General features: G+C 69.4%; 13 protein-coding genes and 1 tRNA gene. 10 read left to right on the top strand and 4 right to left on the bottom strand.

Annotation, left to right across the window (positions count from 1 at the left end):
• The first annotated feature begins 124 nt into the window (after nucleotides 1-124).
• Entirely contained in the window at nucleotides 125-5,707 is a 5,583-nt protein-coding gene (locus MZC64_RS14120; protein ID WP_247756726.1) for an RHS repeat-associated core domain-containing protein, read from the top strand.
• Entirely contained in the window at nucleotides 5,704-6,267 is a 564-nt protein-coding gene (locus MZC64_RS14125) for a hypothetical protein (RefSeq protein WP_247756725.1), read from the top strand. The genes MZC64_RS14120 and MZC64_RS14125 overlap by 4 nt, the downstream gene beginning before the upstream one ends.
• 1,086 nt (nucleotides 6,268-7,353) lie before the next feature.
• On the opposite strand, the gene MZC64_RS14130 is transcribed toward MZC64_RS14125, so the two are convergent.
• A tRNA-Leu gene (locus MZC64_RS14130) sits at nucleotides 7,354-7,436 on the bottom strand.
• A 107-nt stretch (nucleotides 7,437-7,543) separates the two neighbouring features.
• Here MZC64_RS14130 and MZC64_RS14135 point away from each other — a divergent pair.
• Nucleotides 7,544-8,878: a M20/M25/M40 family metallo-hydrolase gene (locus MZC64_RS14135; protein ID WP_247756724.1), complete on the top strand. Its 1,335-nt coding sequence runs from the start codon at nucleotides 7,544-7,546 to the stop codon at nucleotides 8,876-8,878.
• A gap of 24 nt (nucleotides 8,879-8,902) precedes the next feature.
• On the opposite strand, the gene MZC64_RS14140 is transcribed toward MZC64_RS14135, so the two are convergent.
• Nucleotides 8,903-9,529 (bottom strand): TetR/AcrR family transcriptional regulator, encoded by a 627-nt coding sequence (locus tag MZC64_RS14140; protein WP_247756723.1) that lies wholly within the window; start codon nucleotides 9,527-9,529, stop codon nucleotides 8,903-8,905.
• A gap of 93 nt (nucleotides 9,530-9,622) precedes the next feature.
• Here MZC64_RS14140 and MZC64_RS14145 point away from each other — a divergent pair, with 93 nt between their 5' ends.
• The gene (locus MZC64_RS14145; RefSeq protein WP_247756722.1) at nucleotides 9,623-10,966 is read left to right on the top strand and encodes an MFS transporter; all 1,344 of its coding nucleotides are present in this window, start codon (nucleotides 9,623-9,625) and stop codon (nucleotides 10,964-10,966) included.
• Between the two features lie 274 nt (nucleotides 10,967-11,240).
• Nucleotides 11,241-11,537, top strand: a complete 297-nt coding sequence (locus MZC64_RS14150) for a hypothetical protein (RefSeq protein ID WP_247756721.1) — start codon at nucleotides 11,241-11,243, stop codon at nucleotides 11,535-11,537.
• Nucleotides 11,538-11,556: 19 nt separating this feature from the next.
• Here the strand turns inward: MZC64_RS14150 and MZC64_RS14155 are convergent, their stop codons facing one another.
• Nucleotides 11,557-12,369: a TetR/AcrR family transcriptional regulator gene (locus MZC64_RS14155; RefSeq protein WP_247756720.1), complete on the bottom strand. Its 813-nt coding sequence runs from the start codon at nucleotides 12,367-12,369 to the stop codon at nucleotides 11,557-11,559.
• 156 nt (nucleotides 12,370-12,525) lie between these two features.
• Between MZC64_RS14155 and MZC64_RS14160 the strand changes: the two genes are divergently transcribed.
• Nucleotides 12,526-12,888, top strand: a complete 363-nt coding sequence (locus MZC64_RS14160) for a hypothetical protein (RefSeq protein ID WP_247756719.1) — start codon at nucleotides 12,526-12,528, stop codon at nucleotides 12,886-12,888.
• A 135-nt stretch (nucleotides 12,889-13,023) separates the two neighbouring features.
• Complete coding sequence (locus MZC64_RS14165; protein WP_247756718.1) at nucleotides 13,024-13,959, top strand: endo-beta-N-acetylglucosaminidase H; 936 nt, start codon at nucleotides 13,024-13,026, stop codon at nucleotides 13,957-13,959.
• A gap of 45 nt (nucleotides 13,960-14,004) precedes the next feature.
• Here MZC64_RS14165 and MZC64_RS14170 read toward each other — a convergent pair whose 3' ends face one another.
• The gene (locus MZC64_RS14170; RefSeq protein ID WP_247756717.1) at nucleotides 14,005-16,929 is read right to left on the bottom strand and encodes a BTAD domain-containing putative transcriptional regulator; all 2,925 of its coding nucleotides are present in this window, start codon (nucleotides 16,927-16,929) and stop codon (nucleotides 14,005-14,007) included.
• Nucleotides 16,930-17,169: 240 nt separating this feature from the next.
• Between MZC64_RS14170 and MZC64_RS14175 the strand changes: the two genes are divergently transcribed.
• From MZC64_RS14175 to MZC64_RS14185, 3 genes are all read left to right on the top strand, one after another.
• The gene (locus tag MZC64_RS14175) at nucleotides 17,170-17,346 is read left to right on the top strand and encodes an FDLD family class I lanthipeptide (protein ID WP_247756716.1); all 177 of its coding nucleotides are present in this window, start codon (nucleotides 17,170-17,172) and stop codon (nucleotides 17,344-17,346) included.
• A gap of 84 nt (nucleotides 17,347-17,430) precedes the next feature.
• Nucleotides 17,431-18,810 carry a lanthionine synthetase C family protein gene (locus MZC64_RS14180; RefSeq protein WP_247756715.1) on the top strand — a complete coding sequence of 460 codons (1,380 nt, stop codon included), beginning with the start codon at nucleotides 17,431-17,433 and terminating at the stop codon, nucleotides 18,808-18,810.
• A 7-nt stretch (nucleotides 18,811-18,817) separates the two neighbouring features.
• Nucleotides 18,818-21,985: a lantibiotic dehydratase gene (locus tag MZC64_RS14185; RefSeq protein WP_247756714.1), complete on the top strand. Its 3,168-nt coding sequence runs from the start codon at nucleotides 18,818-18,820 to the stop codon at nucleotides 21,983-21,985.
• The last annotated feature ends 1 nt before the right edge of the window (nucleotide 21,986 follow it).

Here is a 21,986-nt window from a genome sequence, read left to right on the forward strand (position 1 = left end):
GATGTGCCTGGTCGTGCTGGCGGCGACAGTGCAGGCCGTGGTGTCCCCAGCGCCAGCGGTAGCCGCAGACGGACCGTCAGTGCCGCTGCCACGGACCGGCTCAGTCGGCGTATCCAAGGAGACCATGGCCTCCCGTGGTCAGGACGAGGTGGGCAAGCTGGCCAGGAACGGCGACCAGCCAGTGGGCGGGGCCAACGCCAAGCCGGGCACCGGGAGCTACTCCGCCACGTCGCTGACCCCCTCGGCGAGTTGGGAGGTCTCCGCCCAGACCGGCGACTTCACCTGGAGCTATCCGCTTCGGGTACCACCCGCCCCCGGTGGCCTGCAGCCGGAACTTGGACTGTCGTACTCCTCCGGCACCGTCGATGGACTCACCAGCACCACCAACAACCAGGCATCCTGGGTTGGCGACGGCTGGAACATGTGGCCGGGCTACATCGAACGCTCCTACGCCGCCTGCGCGGAGAGCATGCCGGGCAGCGAACGGGACAAGCCCGGTGACCTGTGTTGGAAAAACGACAACGCGACGATGTCGTTCAACGGCTCTGGCTCAAAGCTGATCAAGGATGACACCACGAAGGTGTGGCGGCCCCGTAGCGATGACGGCTCGCGGGTCGAGCGCTTCGATGGAGTGGACAACGGCGACCACGAGAAGCAGTACTGGCGAGTGACCAAACCCGATGGCACCCAGTACTTCTTCGGGTCCCGTCCAGAGGCCAAATCGACCTGGACAGTCCCGGTCTTCGGCAAGAACAAGGGTGAAGCCTGCAACGGCGCCACCTTCGACACCTCCTGGTGCAACCGGGCCTACCGGTGGAACCTGGACAAGGTCGTCGACCGCTTCGGCAACATGCTGACCTACCAGTACGAGACCGAGACCAACTCCTATGGCCGCAACAAGAGCAGTGCGGCCGCCTCCTACATCCGAGGTGGTTGGCTCGCCCGTGCGGACTACGGCCTGCGGTCCGACCAGAATGTGCCCGCCGTGGGTAGCGTGGTGTTCGAGACGACCGACCGATGCGTACCCGGCTCAGAGTGCAAGTTGGAGAAGCCGCAGAACCTCCCGGATGTGCCACTGGGCCTCAAGTGTGATGACGCCAAATGCAAGGACAAGTGGTCGCCGACGTTCTGGAGCACCAAACGGCTCGACAAGATCATAACCAAGGTGCGGCGCGGCACGGAGCTGACCGATGTCGACTCCTGGACCCTCAAGCACGAGCTTCCCGACCCTGGCGACGGCGAACGCGCCGCGTTGTGGCTGCGTTCGATCATCCACACCGGACACGTCGGCGGCGCGCCGATCAGCCTGCCCGAAGTCACCTTCGAGGGCGTCCGCAAACCGAACCGAGCCAGCACAGACAGTGGCAACGCCGCGCTGATCCGGTTCCGGATGAACGCGATCGTCTCCGAGTCCGGTGGCGTCACCTCGATCAAGTACCGCGACCCAGACTGCGTCGGCTCGACCATGCCGGCCAAGCCAGAGTTCAACACCCTGCTCTGCTACCCAGTGCGCTGGTCGGCGCCCGGTGGCACCGAACGTACCGACTACTTCCACAAGTACGTGGTCGAATCGGTGAGCAATCACGACCAGATCAGCAGTTCGGTCGCCGACGTGGTCAGTTACGAATACCACGATGGTGCGGCCTGGCACGGTGACGAGTCGGACATCGTCACCGACGTGAAGAAGACCTGGACCGACTTCCGCGGATTCGGACGGGTCACTATCCGCAAGGGCAGCGGCCATGACGGTCCGAAAACCAAGACGCAGCAGGTGTTCTACCGCGGGATGCACGGGGACAAGCTGCCCAGCGGCAAGCGCGAGGCATCGGTCACCGATTCCGAAAAGGGCAAGGAGAACGACGAGGACTGGCTGAACGGCGTGCTCCGGGAGCAGTTGGTGTTCGACGGCGACACCGACCGTGTGGTCAGTAAGACCATCACTGAACCCGTGTGGCAGGGACCGACCGCAGCCAGGGGTGAGTTGAAGGCCTACATCGTCCGCCCCGGCGTGGTGCGCGCCTATACCGCACTGGAGGCAGGCGGCTGGCGCGCCACCCGGACCGAGACCGACTACGACGACCGCGGCCTGGCCAAGCAGGTCAACGACCTCGGCGACATCGGGACTGCAACCGACGACCGGTGCGCACGCACGACTTACGCCCGCAACACCGACACCTGGCTGCTGACCTTGCCCGTCAGGGTCGAGTCCGTGTCCGTCCACTGTGGAGCAACGCCGGTCTTTCCCGGCCACTCGCTCAGCGATGTTCGCAGTTCCTACGACGGGCGCAATCCTGGAGAGCCTCCGATCAGGGGCACACTGACCAAGGTCGAGGTCGCAGGCGAACGGCCCGCGGTCGGACCGGACTACGTCACAGTCAGCACCGCCACCTACGACACCTACGGCAGGCCGCTGAAGACCACCGACGCGCTCAATCGCGCCAGCACGCTCGCCTATCTCCCGGAATCCGGTGGGCCGGTGACCCAGTCCACGACCACCAATGCGCTCGGCCACACCACCGCAACCACGCTGGAGCCTGCCTGGGGGCAGCCCCTGAAGGTCGTAGATGCCAACCGCCGGGTCACGGAGATGACCTATGACGCGCTGGGCCGCACCACTGAGGTGTGGTCCCCGATGCGGGCACGCACCAAGGGACGGGGAAGCGCCTACTACAGCTACGAGGTGCGGCGGGATGGACCCAATGTGGTCACCACCACCAGTCTGGGTCCCAACGGGAACTACACCAGCAGCAACATCCTTTACGACGGCCTGCTCCGCACCCGGCAGTCACAAGCACCCGCTGTCGGCGGCGGGCGCCTGATCAGCGATGTCCGGTACGACTCACAAGGGCGAGCGGTCAGGAAGACCCAGCCCTACTTCAACGAGGCCGCGGTCGACAACAACCTCTGGCGCGCCGCCGACGCCGACATCCCCGGCACCATAGTCACCCAGTACGACGGGGCGGGTAGGCAAATCGCTCAGACCTTCAACGGTGGTGGCACCCCGAAGTGGACCACCGTCAGCCAGTACGGCGGCGACCGCGTGCATGTCACCCCACCGGCGGGCGGCACTCCCACCACCACGATCACCGACTCTCGCGGGCAGACCGTGGAACTCCGGCAGTACAAGGGCTCCACACCGACAGGCGAGTTCGACCGCACGCGCTACAGCTACACCGCCGCCGGGCGGCCAGAGTCGATGATCGATCCGGCAGGCAACACCTGGCGATTCGGACACGATCTCCGCGGCCGTCAGGTCAGGATCGACGACCCCGACAAGGGCGAATCGACCATGACCTACGACAACGCCGACCAGCTCACCAGCATGACCGACGCCCGGGGGGTCACGCTGGTGCACAGCTACGACGACCTCGGACGTAGGACCAAGACCGAGCACCGCAAGCAGGACAACACCAGCGTCACCCTTGCCGAACGCACCTACGACACCGCGATCGGGGGCCGCGGCCTGCTCGCGACCTCCACCCGGTTCGCGAGCGGCAAGGCGTACACCATGAAGGTCGAGGCATACGACGGCCTGGGCAACAAGGTCAGCTGGGATTGGATCATTCCTGGTGCGGAGACTGGCCTTGCCGGCACCTACAACTCGGCTGCCTCCTACAACCAGAACGGCAGTCAGCGGGCCGTGGTCTACGCCAAGGCCGGCACGCTCGCGGCCGAGACCTACAACTTCGGCTACGACGACGTCGGCAGGCCGCTCACCACCTATGCCAATCAGGTCAACATCGTGACCGACACCCAGTACACCCGCTACGGAGAGAAGCAGCGGGTACAACTGGGCGATGGTGGCAAGCGCACGTGGCTGTCGAGCTACTTCGACGACCACAGCCGACGGCTGAAACGGACGATCATCGACGCCGAGGTCCCCCAGCCGATGCAGGCAGACCTCAACTACACCCACGACGACTCGGGCAACATCACCACCATCGCGGATCAGTCCGGTAGCCAGTTCGTCGATGCCCAGTGTTTCAGTTATGACCACCTCCAGCGGCTCACCCGGGCCTGGACCACACCGGTCGGCTGCGCAACTGCGCCTGATGCCAAGACATTGGGCGGAGTCGCACCGTATTGGCTGTCCTACACCTACGACCCGGCAGGAAACCGGCTGACCGACACCCGGCACGCTCCCGAAGGCGAGACGGTCCGGCGCTACACCTATCCGGCTCCGGGCCAACCGAAGCCGCATCTGTTGCGATCGGTGCACACCGAAGGCTCACAGGGCCAGCGCCTGGATGAGTTCAACTACGACCAGATCGGCAACACCACCGGCCGCAAGTTGGCCAACGGCACCCAGCACATCCTGGACTGGGACGCCGAGGGACGCCTGGCCAAGAACACCGAGGGCGCCAACGTTACCGAGGCTGTTTACGACCCGGACGGCACCCGTCTCATCCGCCGGGATCCTGGCGGCTCCACCCTGTACCTGCCTGGCCAGGAGGTGCGCTTCGACAAGGCAAGCGGGCGCACCACCGTGACCCGCTACTACACCCATGCTGGACAGTCAGTGGCCATGCGAGTCGACCAGGCACTGATCTGGCTGGCTCAAGATCACCAGGGCACTGCGCAGTTCGCGGTCAACTCCGAGACGCTCAACGCAGTACGGCGCAGACAGACCCCCTTCGGTGAACCACGAGGCCCGAAGGTGGCCTTCCCTGGTGAGAAGGGCTTCGTCGGCGGCACGATTGACGCCAGCACCGAACTCATCCACATCGGCGCCCGCGAGTACGACCCGACGATCGGCCGGTTCATCTCGGTCGACCCAATCCTCAACCCCGCGGACCCGCAACAGTGGAACGGCTACAACTACGCCAACAACTCGCCGATCACCAAGTCGGACCCGACCGGCCTGGAACCGCTCATGGAGTGGTGCAAGAACGCCACTACTCCCGACTGCGCCAACCACTATTACGGCGGAAAAGTTCATGACCCCACGCTGAACACCGCTGCAGCCGAAGGCTGCAAATGGGATCGTCACTGCATCAATCAGCAGGGAAGCCGGGCGAACAAGAACCACTCGCCGAACTTCAAACCCAATCCGGGCTCACTGATGCGCGGGTTCCGCCCAGTGCTGATCATGGCCGCGGTGGTGCTCACTGACGTGGTCGTGTTCGCGGGCTGCACTGCGATCACAGGTCCGCTTACCGCAGGCGTGTCGACGGTTGCCTGTGCCGGCGCTGCCGGCGCAGCCGGCGGCACTGTGAGCGGCGCTCTCAACGGCGGCAATGTTGGCGAGGAAGCCGCGACCGGCGCGGTCATCGGTGCCGCGACCGGTGGCCTCGCCACAGGGATCAGGAGTCTCTCGCAACGAGGCGCGGGGGCCGGCGAACGGGCCGCGGCTCAGGAGGCGGCGACGGTCGCCCATCCCAGCGGATACTCCGTCAAGGATGTAGACCGGGTACGCGACCACTTGTCAAACCCGGTCCTGGACCCCTTCGAGGCGAACGACATCATGATGGAGCGCATCAGGAACGCCCTGACTGAGGGGAAGACACTGACCGAGGCCCAAGCGAACTTCATGCGCCACGAGACGACTGAGCTGGCGCTGATGAATCAGGGCAGGTGCTACACCTGCGCACACAAGGAAGCGATGAAGACCCATCCTGTTGGCAAGAACTACGATCTTGACCTTATTGACCGGTTCGAATCCTTTGGGCCATACATCCGCAAGATGAACGGACTGCCGCCAAGATGATCACTGTCGACGTGTCGCGGCACGGCCTGGTCGCCGTGGAACTGCACCAGGACGAGCCACGCGCGATCTACCAGACTGTCGAGAAACTGTCCGGGGCAAGACCAGCACTCGTCGGCGATGGGGTGCCGACAGTGCGGGCGATGGTCGAGGTGCAGCGCCGGTTCGGCGGCATAGCCCCCCGTGCGGTGCTGGGCGGAGAGTTCACCGCCCAGCACCGCACGGAAACCGCCGTCGAGGTCCTGGGGGGAATGTCCTACGATACGCTGGTCGCGGCCTCGACTGGCCCGGCGGTGCCGAGCAGGCTGAGTCCGAACTGGCCGTACATCGCCGGCCTTCCAGCCGAGTTCGCCACATCCGTGCTGTCCGTCCTGACCGGTGACCCGGCTTCGCCGACACTGCCACCTGGCGTGCTTCGGCTGGATCGGGCCGCTTTTGACGAGATCGAGTCCTCCTCGGCGGTGTTCGCTCAGGCGAGCGCGGTATTGGACTGCGCCATCTCCGCTGCCGTACGCGGCCTCGACGTTGACCACGAGGTTCGAAAGCTGGTGAGCACTTGGTGAGCGATCCAGTTCAGGTGATCGGATCGCCTGTGCACAGGGCGCCGTCGACGCACTGGTTCCGTCGCTGTCACCTATGGACAGACTGATTACGAAGACGGAGCGGCATCGGAGCAATTGTCGCCCGGACCTTCGAGGTTCGGATTTGGCCGGTTGCCGCACGTACCGACCCGGCGCAGCAACCAGGCCGATGGAGGTGTGCCGCCACGGCTTCCGCCACAGCCCAGTTGTTCAGGCCCACAAGCGCGTTCTGGTGCGGTCGCGCAGGCATCTGACCCGCAGATGGGCTTCGACTTGGTCCTCAGGGGTGCTCGCTGGCGTATCGCCCCTGGTACCAGGTCTTGCAGAGTTCGCGTAACGCAGGCAAGTCGAAGCCCGCTCAGTCGCTGACGCCCTGGCCGCGGAGTCGGCAGCTGGTAGTCGGTGGTGACCCAGCCGAACCTGGTGGCAGGGGCGCCGGAAAGGTGAGTGTGAATCTGGTGCAGGAGTGGGAGGTCTCGGAGAGTCTGGCTCACGTCCCGTTGGTGGATGAGGCCACGTTCGTTGCGATTCAGGGAATCCGGGCTGGTCGGCTCACCAAGGACGGCGACAGACGAGAGTACGCGTTGGCCGGGTTGGTGGTGCGCGGGGTGTGTGGTCGTCGGATGGACGCTCACTGGGTTCACAACCGGCCCGGCTATCGATGCCGCCGGTTACACCACCGGCACGCCCCGGCCCGGTGAGGCGGCTCACAACACCTACGTCCGTGAGGACCAGCTCTTCGAGGTGCCACCCTGCCTGTTCGGAGACCCCCAGACCGCTGAGGCAGTACCGCTCAGCGCCGCCGAGCACCCTCGTCGGCACGGGCTGGAGATCGTCTGTGGCTACCAGAGTCGACATCTCAGGCGGACAGCACAGCCAGAGATCATCAGCCCGTTAGCCACACTCGGCCAAGCAGCCCTCGGTCTGGACTGGAAGCCAGACGCTGCCCAGACAGATCGTTCCGCATCTGTAGTGATCAGGACCCGGGATGCGCTATCACCGGATCATGAGCAACTCGCCTCGACGTCGACCTACCCGACGGACTTGAGAATCCGTGGGGTAATGGAGTGTCCGAGGGGGGACTTGAACCCCCACCCCCTTTCGGGGACTAGCACCTCAAGCTAGCGCGTCTGCCATTCCGCCACCCGGACTTGGCGGTGTCCCGCCAGGCAGGAGAAGGTTAGCTGATCAACTGGCGCGGGTCCAAATCAGCTGGGATGGGCGGGTCTGGTGGGGGTTGCGGTGATAGAAAGGCCTGGTGAGCGAGCATCGGGTAGCCGGGAGTCAGCGGGTCGCCGAGGACGAGGTGGTCAGCCTCGCCAGTGAGTTGATTCGGATCGACAGCACCAATACGGGGGATCCTGCCACTCTCGTGGGTGAGCGGGCGGCGGCGGAGTATGTCGCCGCGCAGCTGGCCGATGTGGGGTTCGAGACGACCTATGTCGAGTCGGGGGCCCGGGGGCGGGGGAACGTGGTGGCCCGGTTGGCCGGGGCTGATCCCAGCCGGGGGGCGTTGCTGGTGCATGGGCATCTGGATGTGGTGCCGGCTGATGCTTCCGAGTGGTCTGTGCATCCGTTCTCGGGGGCGGTGCAGGACGGGTATGTGTGGGGGCGGGGGGCTGTTGACATGAAGGACATGGTGGCCATGACGGTGGCCACCGCGCGGCGGTTGAAGCGGGACGGGGTGGTGCCGCCGCGGGACATCGTGTTCGCGTTCCTGGCTGATGAGGAGGCCGGTGGGCTGCAGGGCGCGCAGTGGCTGGTGGATCATCGGCCGGAGTTGTTCGAGGGGGTTACCGAGGCCATTGGGGAGGTCGGCGGGTTCTCGATCACTGTCAAGGACGGGGTTCGGGCCTATCTGATCGAGACCGCGGAGAAGGGCATTGCCTGGATGCGGTTGCGGGTTCGGGCCCGCGCGGGGCACGGGTCGATGGTGCATGAGGACAACGCGGTCACCAAGCTGGCGGAGGCGGTGGCGCGGTTGGGGCGGCATCGGTTCCCGATCGTGATGACGGATTCGGTGCGGGAGTTCCTGGCCGGGATCAGTGAGCTGACGGGGCTGGAGTTCCCGGAGGACGATCTCGATGGGACCGTGGCGAAGCTGGGGAACATGGCCCGGATGATCGGGGCGACCTTGCGGGACACGGCGAATCCGACGATGTTGGACGCCGGGTACAAGGCCAACGTCATCCCGAGCATGGCCGAGGCCACGGTGGACTGCCGGATCCTGCCGGGACGCCAGGCGGCGTTCGAGCGGGAACTGGACGCGGTGCTCGGGCCGGAGGTGGAGCGGGAGTGGATCGCGAGTCTGCCCGCGGTGGAGACGACCTTCGACGGGGCGCTGGTGGACACCATGTCGGCCTCGATCCTGGCCGAGGATCCGGGGGCGAAGCTGGTGCCCTACATGCTCTCCGGCGGTACGGACGCGAAGGCGTTCAGCCGGATGGGGATTCGCTGCTTCGGGTTCGCGCCGTTGCGGTTGCCGGCGGATCTGGACTTCTCCGCGCTCTTCCACGGGGTGGACGAGCGGGTGCCGGTGGACGCGCTGCAGTTCGGCACCCGGGTGCTGGACCGGTTCCTGCGCAACTGCTGAGCAGGGTGGGAACGGTGGCGTTCCTCATGGACTGAGGATCGCCACCGTGAGGTCGGTGAGGTGTTCGGCCAGCGGGTCGGGTGGGTCCGTCTGGCCGCGGGTGAGCCAGTCGATGACGATTTCGCTGATGCCGGCGACCGCGGCCAGCAGCAGGCGGTCGTGGCGTAACCGGTCGGGTGGGCGGTCCGCGATCCGGCGGACCAGGCGGCCCAGCAACTCGGCGTCGCGGCGCAGGGTGGCCCGGCGGCGGGACTCCATCCGCGGGGCGTTGAGGTAGATGACCCTGGCCCGGTCCGGGTGGTCCAGCAGGCGGCGCACCAGGGTGGTCATCATCGGGGCGAGCAGGTCGGTCAGGGTCGCCGGGTTCTTGGGGGCGGCGGTGGTGATCTCGTTGAGCAGCCAGTCGTTCTGCTCGCGGTGGACCTGGCGGAGCAGCTCCTGGCGGTCGGTGAAGTAGTCGTAGAAGTAGCGCTTGGCCACCTTCGCCTGCGCGCACACCTCGGCCACCGTCACCGCGTCGTACTCCCGGGCGGCGAAGAGCCGGACCGCGGCGGTGACGATCCGCTCCCGCCGGTCGGCCTCGCGTTCCCGCCGGGACCGACCGCCGTAGGTCTCGCCCCGCCTGGCCACTGCCTGCACTGGTTTGGCCACTTTTCGCCCTTACCTGGATGCCTGTCCATCGCCTACGTTAGTCCTCCCCACGCAGTGCGGAACGACGATGTTCCAGATGCACTTGGAGGAACCATGGCGGCGAAGGACAACCGGACCGACGCTTTACTCGCCAGCCCGCCGGGCCGGGGGGTGTCCAGCCCCGGGGGCATCCTCAGTCTGCTGTTCGCGGCCAACCTGCTCAACTTCTACGACCGGACCATCCCGGCCATCGTGGTGGAGCCGCTCAAGGCCGAGTTCCTCCTGACCGACACCCACATCGGCGTGCTCAGCGGCGCGTTCACCGTGGTCTACGCGCTGTTCGGTATCCCGCTGGGCCGGCTGGCCGACCGCGGTTCGCGGCGCACCATCCTGGTCACCGGGCTGCTTTTCTGGAGCCTGCTCACCGCGGCGACCGGCCTGGTGGGCGGGTTCATCAGTCTGCTGGTGGTGCGGATGCTGGTCGGGGTGGGTGAGGCGAGCTTCGCGCCGGCGGCCAACTCGGTGCTGGCCGACCTCTATCCGGCGCGGCGCCGGGCCCGCGCCACCGCGTTGCTGCAGCTCGGGTTGCCGCTGGGGCTGGTGCTGGCCTTCTTCACGGTCGGGCCGATCACCGAGCTGTCCGGCACCTGGCGCACCGCGTTCTTCATCGCCGCCGTGCCGGGGCTGTTCGTCGCGGCGCTGATGCTGTTCATCCGCGAACCCGCCCGCGGCGCCGCCGAACCGGTCGCGCCGCCGCCGGGTGTGGTGGCCCAGGCCTTCCGCAAGGTGCTGCGGATCCGGACGCTGTGGTGGCTGACCCTGGCCGGGGTCGGCGCGCAGATCGCGGCCTATGCGGTGGCGACCTTCAGCGTGCCGCTGTTCCAGCGCTACTTCGGCACCACCCTGGCCACCGGCGGCATGCTCACCGGCGTGGTGATCGGCCTGACCGGGCTGGCTGGACTCGTCATCGGCGGCAAGCTCGCCGACCGGGCCAGCCGCCACTCCCCCGCCGGCCGCGTCTACACCGGCGCGATCGCGCTGCTGCTGGCCGCGCCGCTGACCTTCGCCGCGCTCTCCCTGGGCCCGGACTCGGTTGGCTGGTTCGTGCTGCTGTTCTCGGCGGGCTGGCTGTTGCAGTACATGTACTACACCTCGGTCTACCCGGCGCTGGCCGATGTGGTCGAGCCGCGGTTGCGGGCCACCGCGATCTCGGTCTTCTTCGCCGCCTTCTACCTGCTGGGCGGGTTCACCGGGCCGGTGATCGCGGGTGCGCTCTCGGACCGGTTCGCCGCGGCGGCGGTCGGGCTGAGCCCGGCGCGGGCGGCGGCGGAGGGGCTGAGTCAGAGCCTGATGATCGTGATCCCGCTGGGTCTGCTGCTGACCTCGATCGGGCTGTTCGGCGCGGCGCGCAAGGTCACCGCGGACAGCGCGCGGATGCGGGCCGAGACCGGGGGCTGAGCCGGCGGAGGGACGCCCGGCCGGCGCGCGGCGGTGCGCCGGTGCCGGGCGTCCGCACCGCCTGACCGCAGGACGGCGGCGGTTTTGACGCCCAGGCGCGATGGAGGCGACAACCGCGTCCAGCGAGCGTCAAGCCCTGCGGGCAGATCCAGGGTGCTTCGGCATCAGGTGAACAACTCCCTGATTGCGGATACTGTATGCCGCTTGGCAACCACGCGGGCGGATCTGCCCGCAAGGGGCAGCAAAGCAGGCCCGAAGTGTCATGCTGGGAGCCATGCCGAGGCGTAGCGCTGGATGGATCTGGGCGGGCCGGGTGGTCGCCGCGGTGATCGTGGCCGGGCTGGCGGTCTACCTGGTGTCGGTCGGGCTGGAGCGGGCGGACAAGATCGCCAGCGTGCTCGGGGCCTTGGCCGCGGTGACCGCGCTGGTGCTGCCGTACCTGGTGCGGCCACGGCGGATCGAGCCGGCCGAGCCGCCGCCGGGCGCGGTCGACCTGCGCGGGGCTCGTGGGGTGCAGCTCAATCAGGGCGGGACGAACAGCCAGGTCAACCACTTCCGCGACGAGTCCTGACCGGGGCGCGCGGGCGGGGTCACTGGTCGAGCAGGGCGTTGAGTTCGTCGGTGATCAGCAGGTCGGGGTCGAACTTCATGCCGGTGAAGTGGCCGGCGAGTTCCAGGGAGAGCACGCCGTGCAGGCGGGTCCAGAAGGACAGCGCGCGGTGCAGGGTGGCGGCCGGGGCCGGGTGATCGGCCCACTCGCGGTGGGTCACCAGGTGGGTGTCGAAGGGGGTGGCCGGGGTGGTTGCCGGCGGGAGGACGGCGCAGGCGTCCAGCAGCACGGCCATGACCTGGGCGGAGATCGCGGTGGTGTCCTCGGGGGCGTGGTAGCCGGGGACCGGGGTGCCGTAGATGAGGAAGTAGCGCTGGGGGTCGGCGCGGGCCCAGTCGCGGATGGCGTGGGCCAGTCGGGCCAGGTTGGCACCGGCGCTGGTGTCGGCGTCGGCGGCAGTGCCGGTTTTGGTGGTGGCAGCGGCGTTGGCTTTCGCGGCGTCGGCGTTGGCGGCGTTGGCACCGATCTTGGTGGCCGGGCCGGCGGCGGGGCCCTTGCCGATGATGGGGACGCCTGTGCCGGTGGCGGCGTTGGCGGCGCCCGTGTCGGTGGCGCGGACGGTGTCGGCAAGGCTTTGGTAGGCGTCCCGGATCAGCGCGGTGATCAGGTCGTCGCGGCTGGCGAAGTAGCGGTACAGGGCGGGGCCGCTCATGCCGACCTGTTTGGCGATCGCGTTGAGGGACAACGCGTTCACCCCCGCGGTGGCGATCTGCCGCCAGGCGTGCTGCTTGATCTCCTCGCGTACCTGTGCCCGGTAGCGCTCCCGGGAGCCCTGACCCTCGGCCTCGGTCATCGGCTGCTCCTTCCTGGTCGGTGTGACGCCGTCGAAGTCTAGTTAGAGCCTCTCACTTTAGCTATTGACGCTCACGGCTTGCGCGTTATAGCTTCTAACTAACGCGAGAGTGGCTAACCGGCCCCGGTAGAGCAGCCGAGTGAGCAGGAGCAGACGATGACCACCACCAACCCGCAGCGCACCCGCACGAACCGCACCTCGCGGTCGGTCCTCATCGCGGCCTGGGCCTTCCCGGCCATGGTGCTCGGCGGATTCGCACTGCTCTCCGGCATCCCGCTGATCGTCATGCTGGTCGGCAGCCTGCGCGACGCCCGGCTGCACGCACTCGGCTGGTGGAACGCCGCCGCGCTCACCGCCTACGGCGTGCCGCTGGCGATGTGGCTGCTCGGGCCGAGCCAGCAGCCGAGCCTGACCAAGTACCTGCCGCCGGTCGCCACGGGAGTCGTGGTGGCGACCGGGGTAGTGGTGGCCATCGCGCATCACCTGCGGCGCAGGCGCTCCGCGGCCCCGGGCGCCTGAACGCCGCACGCGGGCTGGCGTCCGTATTCGGGCTGGCCTCCCCACTAATGAGGGTGGCCCAGACCAGCATCGCCGCTGATAGTTGCCTGGACCAGTACCGATCCAGCAGCTCAGGCGACGGGAGTTTGATCAACGATGGTCAAGTTCGGTCGGATCACCGCGCGGTCGGCCGCGCTCGCACTCCTGGCCGCGGCCACGCTCGCGGCCGGGGTGACCGCACCCGGGGCCGCGGCGACCGGCGCCGCCGCGGACAGCACGGCGCCACGGGCCAAGAACGGGCCGATCTCGGTGGCCTATGTCGAGGTCAACAACAACAGCATGCTCAACGTCGGCAAGTACACGCTGGCCAATGGCGGCGCCAACGTGTTCGACATCGGCGTCATCTTCGCCGCCAACATCAACTACGACACCGCGAAGAAGTCCGCCTACCTGCACTTCAACGAGAACGTGCAGCGGGTGCTGGACAACGCGGCCACCCAGATCCGGCCGTTGCAGGCCAAGGGAATCAAGGTGGTGTTGTCCGTGCTGGGCAATCACCAGGGCGCCGGGTTCGCGAACTTCCCGACCAAGGCGGCGGCTGAGGCGTTTGCCAAGCAGCTCTCCGACGCGGTGACGCGGTATGGGCTGGATGGCATTGACTTCGATGACGAGTACGCCAAGTACGGCGAGAATGGCACCGGGCAGCCCAACGCCAGTTCGTTCGTGCACCTCGTCACCGCGCTGCGCAACACCCTGCCCAACAAGATCATCTCGCTGTACAACATCGGTCCGGCGGCCTCCCGGCTCTCCTACGGCGGGGTGCACATCGGCACCAAGTTCAACTACGCCTGGAACCCGTACTACGGGACCTGGGGCGTGCCGAACGTCGGTCTGCCCAAGGAACGCCTCTCCCCCGCCGCCGTGGAGATCGGCCGGACCGCGGCGAGCACCACGGCCAGCCTGGCCCGGCGCACCAAGAGCGAGGGCTACGGCGTGTTCCTGACCTACAACCTGGGCGCCGCCGACTCGGCGAGCTACATCTCCGGCTTCACCAGGGAGCTGTACGGCAGCGAGACCCGGTACACCCGGTAGCGGCAACGTGGTGGGCGGGCCTGTCCCGCCCACCACGGCACCGGGTCAGGAGGTGGCCACCGCGGGTGACTGGGCGAGGTCGGGGGCCGGCCGGGGCGGCGGTGGGGTTTCCCGGTCCCGGCCCGCGCCCAGGTGCAGGATGGCCAGGTGGTGGCGGGCGGCTGCTTGGCTCTGCGGGTCATCGGCGCCGGTGTAGTAGGTCAGGGCCTGGATGTGGTGGCGGTGTGCGGCAACGGGATCGCCGGTCTGGCGGTGGCTGTCGCCGAGCAGGCGCAGGGTGGTGGCCTGGCCGAGTTGGTCGCCAAGGGTGCGGTAGCCGGACAGGGCCTCGGTCAGCGTGGTGATGGCCGCTTGGTGGTCGCCGGTGTCGGCGCGGAGTCGGCCCAGGGCGGTGAGCGCGTGCGCTTGGCCGAGTTGGTTGCCCAGTTCCCGGTAGCCGCGCTGGGCGCGGTCGAGACTGGCCGCGGCGGCGGGCAGGTCGGCGCGCCGGTGGTGCAGGATGCCTTGGTGTAACTGGATGTGGGCCAGGCCGAGTCTGCTGTTGAGCAGCAGGTGGCCGCGCTCGGCGGCGGCGAGGTGGGTGGCGGCGGACTCGTGGTCGCCGGTGAGCGTGTGCAGCACGCCGAGTTCGGTGCGGGCGCCTGCCTCGCCGCGGAGGTGCCCGAGGGCGCGGTAGCTCGCCAGGGCTTCGCCGAGATCGCGTTGTGCGCCCGGGTAGTCGCCGGTGAGCCGCCGCAACGTGCCGAGGTGGTGCAGGGCGGCGGCGCGGCCGGGTTCGTCGGCGGTGTCCTGGGCCAGGGCCAGTGCGGTCTGGTGCAGGCTGATCGACTGGTACCAGCGGCCGCGGCTGCACAGGTAGGGGTGCAGGGCGGTGGTGAGCGCGATGACCAGGGCGGTGTGCCCGCGGACCGGTGGGCTGGTCAGGCAGGCGATCAGGCTAGCGCTTTCCCGGTCCAGCCAGGCGAGCGCGCCCGCGTCGGTGGCGGTGTCCGCGGCGGGGTCGGGGGCGAACCGGTTGGGCAGGGCGGGCACGGTCAGTGGCGCTGCCGCGAGCACCCGGGTGCTGATCAGGGTGGTGGTGTGCAGGTAGTACTCCAGCAGCCGGCCGAGCGCGGCCTCCCCCGGCGCGGGGCCGTCGGCTTCGGCGAGGGTGCGGGCGTACTCCCGGACCAGGTCGTGCTGCGCGTACCGGCCGGGCGCGGATTCGGTGAGCAGGTGGTTGTCGTAGAGCTGCTCCAGTTCGCGCCGGATGTCCCTCGGGTCCTGACCGGCCATCGCGGCGATGGCGGGCACCTCGATCTCGGTGCCGGGGAACAGGGCCAGGGACCGGAACAGCCGCTGCTGCACCGGGTTGAGGCCGCGATAGGACAGCTCGAACGCGGCGGTAAGCGTGACGTTCTCCGCGCACAGCTCGCCGAGCATGGTGCAGGAGGAGGCCAGCAGGTCCAGCAGGTACCGCAGTGTCCATCGTGGACGGTGCCGCAATCGCCCGGCCAGCAAGGTGATCGCCAGTGGCAGCCGTCCGCAGCGCGCGGTGAGTTCGGCCAGCGCGGCCGGATCCGGGTCCTGCTCGCGGCCGGCCAGGCGCAGGAACAGGGTGTCCGCGTCCGCGGCGGGCAGCGGGTCGAGTTCCAGGGTGCACGGGCCTTCCAGCGCGGTGAGCCTGCGGCGGCTGGTGATCAGGACCAGGCAGTGCCCCGGGCCGGGCAGCAGCGGCCGGAGTTGTTCGTGGCCGGTGGCATCGTCGAAGACCAGCAGCAGCCGCCGCTCGCGCACGCAGGCCCGCCACAGCGCGGCGCGGGCCTGCAGGCACTCGGGGATCTCCGCACCGGGCACGCCCACGGCGTGCAGCAGTTCGGCGAGTGCTTCGCGGGGGTCCATCGGCGGCTGGTCGGTGGCGAACGCGCCCAGCCGCAACCAGATCTGGCCGTCGGGGAATTGTCCGGCCACCGCGCGGGCGGCCTGCACGGCGAGCGCGGTCTTGCCCACGCCCGGCATGCCGTCGATGGCGATGATCTCGCAGTCCTGCCGGTGCGGATCGGCCGCGGCGGCCGCGGCCGCGTGCAGCTGCCGCAGTTCCGTGGTGCGACCGGTGAAGGCGGGCACCGCGGCGGGCAGCTGCGCGGGCACGGCGGCTACTGGCGGGGCGGTCGGCCGGGTGGCTGTACCGGCCAGCACCCGGGCCGCCGGGGGTGGGCAGGGTTCCGGGTCGGCGGCCAGGATTCGTTGGTACAGCTCGCGTAGTCGCGGTCCGGGGTCGGTGCCGAGCCGGTCGGCCAGGGTGGTCCGCGCGTCCTGGTAGGCGGCCAGCGCCTCGGCCTGCCGGCCCGCCCGGCACAGCGCGAGCATCAGCAACTCCCGCAACCGTTCCCGCAGTGGGTGCGCGCTGACCAGGCCGGTCAGCTCGGCCACCACCGGCTGGTGCTCACCGCGGCCCAGCAGCAGTTCCGCCCACAGTTCCCGGGCGGCCAGCCGGCATTCGGCCAGCCGCAGCCGCTGGGTGTGCAGGTACGGGCTGTCCAGGCCGGTGAACGGGTCGCCGCGCCAGCGCCGCAGCGCCGACTCCACCGCGGTGGCCGCAGCACTGAGGTCCCCGGCCCGCCGGTGTGCCCGCGCCGCGTCCAGCTCCTGCTCGAAGGAGACCAGGTCCACCTGGCCCGGTTCGGCGCGCAGCAGGTAGCCGGCGTCGGTGCGCTGCACCAGGCCGTCCCGGTCCGCGGCCGGATCCTCTCGCAGGGCCCGGCGCAACCGGCTGATGTTGGTCTGCACGGTGTTGCGCACGCCCTGCGGCGGCGCCTCGCCCCACACCGCGTCGATCAGCGTGCTCACCGGCACCGGCCGGTTCACCTCCAGCAGCAGCACCGCGAGCACGGCCTGTTGCCGGGTCCAGCCCAGGTCGATCCGGTGTTCTCCGCGCCAGGCGGCCACCGGACCCAGAACGCCGAAGTACAGCGCGTGTTGCGATGCCACAGCCACCCCCCAGTTCGTGCCCGTGATCACGCCACCGTAGCCGCGAGGACCCGTTCTGGCAGCTGGTTGGCCCGGCTGAACTGCTCGTCCAGCGCGCTGACAGGGCTGTGACAGCGCTGTGTACGCGACCGTCAGAACCGCGTACGCCGCCGGTTCTACGTTGTGCCGAGGCGCTGCGAATAACGCAGATCCGCACCGGTCGATTCCGGCCGGTGAATTCGCCGAATAGGAGACGAACACATGGACGCATTCGATCTGGACGTCCGGATCACCACCCCGGCCGGAGCCGACGGGGCCGCCGGGCCGCTGTCGATCATCAGCAAGCTGGCCTGCTCGCGCACCCCGGTCTGCTCCAAGACGACCTGCCAGTGCAGCCGCACCTGCACGCCGCTCTGCACCTCGGGCAGCACGCGCTGAGGAAAGGGTGCTGCCGTGTGTGGAAGACACGGCAGCACCCACTCGCCAAATTACCGCATTCCTTTCCACAAATTGGGGGTATTCGTGCGCCAGTTGTCCGAGCACGCCGCGGTTGACCCGGGCGCCACGACCGGCACGGTGACCAGCTGGCACGGCACGGTTCCGGCAGAATTGGCCGACAAGGCCACCGCGACCGCGCTGGAGATCGCGCGTCGTTGCGCCGATCCGGAGCGGGTCATCGACCTGGTCATGGCCGCCGCCGAGCAGGCCGTGCACCCCAACGGCTGGGCCTATCACGGCTTCGCGCACGGGCACGCCGGACTCGCGCTGCTGCACGTGCTCACCGCCGAAGCGGCCGCCGACGAGTCCGATCGCCGCGAGGCCCTGGCCGCCGCGTTCACCTACATCCGGGAGGCGGTGGCCGGTACCGCGGGCGCCCCGCTGACCGAACCCGGCGTGCTCTCCGGCACCAGCGGACTCGCGCTGGGCCTGGCCGCCTGCGCGCGGGCCGAGCCGCGGTTCGGCCCGAGCCTGGACCGGTTGCACGAACAGCTGGCCGCCCAGGTCCTGGAGCTGCCGTTGCCGCGGGTGGAGCGCGGGGTGAGCGATGTCGACTACGACATGGTCAGCGGCGCCGCGGGCCTCCTGTCCTACCTGTGCGGCATCGCCGATCCCGGTCCGGCCGTGCGCGCCGCGGCCGAGCACCTCATCGACTACCTGGTGTGGCTGGGCGCTCCCCCGCGCGATCTCACGCTGACCCGCCGCTGGCTGATCACCCCCGACCTGTGCCGCGGCGACCGCGACTACCCCAACGGCCACCTCAACATGGGCCTGGCGCACGGCATCCCCGGCCCGCTGGCCGCGCTGGCCACCGCCTGGCTGGCCGGCTACCGGCAGCCTGGGCAGGAGGCCGCGCTGCGCCTGGTGCTGGGCTGGGTGCAGAGCCTGCGCCGCACCGACGAACACGGCCCGGTCTGGCCCAGCGAGGTGCCCATCGACGACGCCGGCGCCGAGACCCGGCCCAGTCAGCCCGCGGACCAGATCGCCTGGTGCTACGGCACCGCCGGGGTGGCCGTCGCGCTGCTCCCGGTGGCCGAGGCGCTGGGCGATGAGTCGCTGCGCAAGCTGGCCGTCGAGTCCTTCGAGGCCGTGCTGAGCCGCTTCGCCGAGCGCCCGGTGCGCTCCCCCACCTTCTGCCACGGCATCGCCGGGGTGCTGGTGCTGTGCCTGGAATTCGCCGCGCACGGCAGCGCGCTCGCCGCCGACTGGACGCCCCGGTTGCTGGAGTTGTTGCTGGCCCAGGCCGATCCGGAGCTGCCGGTGCTGTTCCGCGACGAGGAGGAGCCCGGGGTGTTCGTGGACAGTCCGTCGTTGCTGTCCGGGTCGGCCGGGATCGCGCTGGCCCTGCTGGCCGCGACCGCGCCGCGCCGTCCGTCCTGGTTCCGCGCCTTCCTCACGAGGTGAGCCCCCGATGACCGAGTCCCGTTACCGCGCGACCGATTTCTACCTGGTGCGCGCGCCCGCGCTGCCCGCGGACACCTTCCGCGAGCTGCTGGCCGGCGAGGGCACCGACGAGCAGCGCCGCACCGTGGCCTGGACCCGGCTGCGCGAGCTGGCCGCGACGCCGCGGGTGCGCCGGGCGCTGTCGGTGGCCAGCACCGACCTGCTGGACGCGCTGGACCGGCTCGGCCCCGACGGCAGTGGCAAGAAGAGCAAACGGGCGCACTCCCGGCTGTTGCGCTATCTGACCCGGATGTCCACCCGCCCCACCCCGTTCGGCGCCTTCTCCGGCATCGCGCTGGGCGAGTTCGGCGAGCACACCACGCTCCGGCTCGGCGCGCCCGCGGTGCAGCGAGCCCGGGTGCGGGCCGATATGGGCTGGCTGCTGGCGCTGATCAAGGACCTGGAACAGGATCCGGTGCTGCGCCCGCAGTTGCGGCTGGTCCGCAACGCCGCCGCGCACCTGAGCGGGGACCGGCTGGTGCTGCCCTACGCCGACATCTACGGCAGCGGCGACAACCGCGCCGTGCGGGTACGGGCTACTCCCGCGGTCACCGCGGTGCTGCGGCTGGCCGCCACCCCGACCACGGCCGACACGCTGGTCGCCGGACTCGCCCAGGAGTTCCCGGAGGTGGCCGCGGACCGGGTCGCCGGGCTGGTGGAACAGTTGCGGGAACTGAACTTCCTCATCAGCGACCTGCGCCCGCCGCAGTCCAGTCCGTTCCCGGAACAGCACTTGGCCAAGCGGCTCACCGGGATCGAGGCCGCCGCGGCCACGAGCGAGGCACTGCGCGAGATCGTCGACCTCACCCACCGGGCCGCCGCCGCGAGCGACGCCGCGCCGCTGCGGGAGTTGCGGGCCGCCCAGCGCGCGCTGGTGCCAGGACACGAGGGCGACTCCTTCCAGCTGGACTCCGCGCTGGACCTGCGCGAGTCCGGGCTCGGCCGGGCGGTCGGGCAGGCCGTGGCCGGGGCGATGGACTGCCTGATGCGGCTGGCCGCCGCGCTGCCGGGGCACAACCACCACCTGGTGCAGTACCGGGACGCCTTCGTCGAGCGCTACGGCGATCAGGCCCTGGTCCCGGTGCTGGAGGTGCTCAGCCCGGACACCGGCCTGGACGCGCCGTACAACTACCTCGAACCACCGCGGTCCACCCCGGTGCCGCACAACACTCCCGAACCGTCCACAGTGGACTATGACCGGCTGCTGACCGAGTTCGCCGCGCAGGCCTGGTGGTCCGGCGAGATCTCGGTGGAACTCACCGACGCCTGGCTGGACCGGATCGCCCCGGCCACCGAGAAACCCGCGCTGGGCCTCTACCCCGCGCTGGATGTCTACGCGCAACTCCAGCTCACCGACCCGGACGGCCGGGTGGACGACGGGCAGTGGCGGCTGGTGCTGCGCGAACTCAGCCTGGCCTACGGCGGGCGCACCGCAGGGCGCTTCTTCGACCTGCTCGGCGAGGACGCCCTGGACCACCTGCGCGAGCACACCCGGCGGATGACCAGCCTGCAACCCGAGGCGGTGCACGCCGAACTGTGCTTCCTGCCCACCTCCGGGCGGGCGGCCAACGTGGCGTTCCGGCCCTTGCTGCACGAGTACGAGGTGCCGGTCAACGCCACGCCCTCGGCCCGCTCCGAACGCACCATCAGCCTGGCCGACCTGCACGTGGGCGTGGCCGGGAACCGGTTCTACCTGTGGTCGCGCACCCTGGGCCGGGAGGTGGTGGTCTCGCAGGGGCACATGCTCGGCCCGCACCTGGGGCCCAACGCGGCCCGGTTTGTGCTGGAGGTCTCCCAGGACGGTTACGCCATGCCCACCGGTTTCCGTTGGGGCCCACTGGAGAACCTGCCGTTCCTGCCCAGGGTCACCCGCGGCAACGTGGTGCTGCGGCCGGCGCAGTGGACGCTGCGCGGCGAGGATGTCACCGGGGATTTCCCGGCCGCGGTCAGGGAATGGCGGCAGCGCTGGCGGGTGCCGCGGTACGTCTACCTGGTCGATGAGGACAACCGGCTGCTGCTCGACCTGGATCACCCGCTGGGTCTGGACGAGCTGGCCGGTGACTTCCGGGACGGGCGCGGCCAGGCGGTGCTGCACGAGATGCTGCCCGCCTTCGACGACCTGTGGCTGTCCGATGTGGACGGTGCGAAGTACCTGGAGGAGATCGTGGTGCCGGTGGTGGCGCATTCGGCCGCGGACACCGCGCGCAGCCCGGTGCCGCTCTCCGGCAGGCTGGAGTCGATCACCGAGGTCGGCGCCAGCCGCAGTCTGCGGCGACGGCACCTGCCCGGCGAGGAATGGGCCTACCTCAAGGTGTACGCGGCCTTCAGCAGGCACGATGAGATCATCGCCGGACCGCTGCGGCAACACATCGCAGCCCTGCGCGAACAAGGTCTGATCGACCGCTGGTTCTATCTGCGTTACGCCGATCCCCAGCCACACCTGCGGATCCGCTGCCGGGCAGGCGAACCGGGCGCGGCCACCGAGGTGCTGCACCAGCTGATGGCCTGGGGCCGCGAGGTGGTGGACAGTGACCTGGCCTTCGACACCGGGGTGGCGACCTACCTGCCGGAGATCGAGCGCTACGGCGGGCCGCGGACCTTCGAGGCGGTGGAGGACCTCTTCACCGTCAACAGCGACGTCACCGCCGACCTTGTCGCCCTGTTGCAGCGGAGCGAACCCAAGCTGCGCCCGGAGTTCGTGGCGATCGCCGTGGTGGACACGCTCTACCGGCAGTGGGGCCTGGCGCCGAACGAGCGTCCGGCGCTGATCCCGCCGGTGGCCGAGACCGAGGCAGTGCGCAAGGAGTTCCACGCCCACCGCGACTACCTCGGTGAACTGGTGCTGCCGTGGGATTTCCGGCCGCACGAGCAGGGCCGGGCGCACCACGACCTGATCAACGAGATCCTCGCCCCGCAGGCCGGGGCGGTGGCCGCGGCGGCGTCGGCGGTCCACGCGGCGATGGGCGCGGACACGTTGTGGGGCACCGAATCCACTGTGCTGGGCAGCCTGGCGCACATGCAGATCAACCGGTTGCTGCCGGTGGACCTGCCGCGGGAGCAGCACTGCTACGCGCTGTGGCGGCACATCCTGCGCGCGGTCGGCGGTCGCCCGGCGCACCTCCGAGGGGAGTCCTGAG

It is taken from the genome of Crossiella sp. S99.2, assembly GCF_023094165.1.
GTDB lineage: Bacteria > Actinomycetota > Actinomycetes > Mycobacteriales > Pseudonocardiaceae > Crossiella.

What these genes read in the sequence shown, in the direction of transcription:
- MZC64_RS14125 (WP_247756725.1), top strand. Translation starts at nt 5,704, where the DNA reads ATGATCACTGTCGACGTGTCGCGGCACGGCCTGGTCGCCGTGGAACTG.
- MZC64_RS14120 (WP_247756726.1), top strand. Translation starts at nt 125, where the DNA reads ATGGCCTCCCGTGGTCAGGACGAGGTGGGCAAGCTGGCCAGGAACGGC.
- MZC64_RS14145 (WP_247756722.1), top strand. Translation starts at nt 9,623, where the DNA reads ATGGCGGCGAAGGACAACCGGACCGACGCTTTACTCGCCAGCCCGCCG.
- MZC64_RS14160 (WP_247756719.1), top strand. Translation starts at nt 12,526, where the DNA reads ATGACCACCACCAACCCGCAGCGCACCCGCACGAACCGCACCTCGCGG.
- MZC64_RS14155 (WP_247756720.1), bottom strand. Translation starts at nt 12,369, where the DNA reads ATGACCGAGGCCGAGGGTCAGGGCTCCCGGGAGCGCTACCGGGCACAG.
- MZC64_RS14175 (WP_247756716.1), top strand. Translation starts at nt 17,170, where the DNA reads ATGGACGCATTCGATCTGGACGTCCGGATCACCACCCCGGCCGGAGCC.
- MZC64_RS14165 (WP_247756718.1), top strand. Translation starts at nt 13,024, where the DNA reads ATGGTCAAGTTCGGTCGGATCACCGCGCGGTCGGCCGCGCTCGCACTC.
- MZC64_RS14150 (WP_247756721.1), top strand. Translation starts at nt 11,241, where the DNA reads ATGCCGAGGCGTAGCGCTGGATGGATCTGGGCGGGCCGGGTGGTCGCC.
- MZC64_RS14185 (WP_247756714.1), top strand. Translation starts at nt 18,818, where the DNA reads ATGACCGAGTCCCGTTACCGCGCGACCGATTTCTACCTGGTGCGCGCG.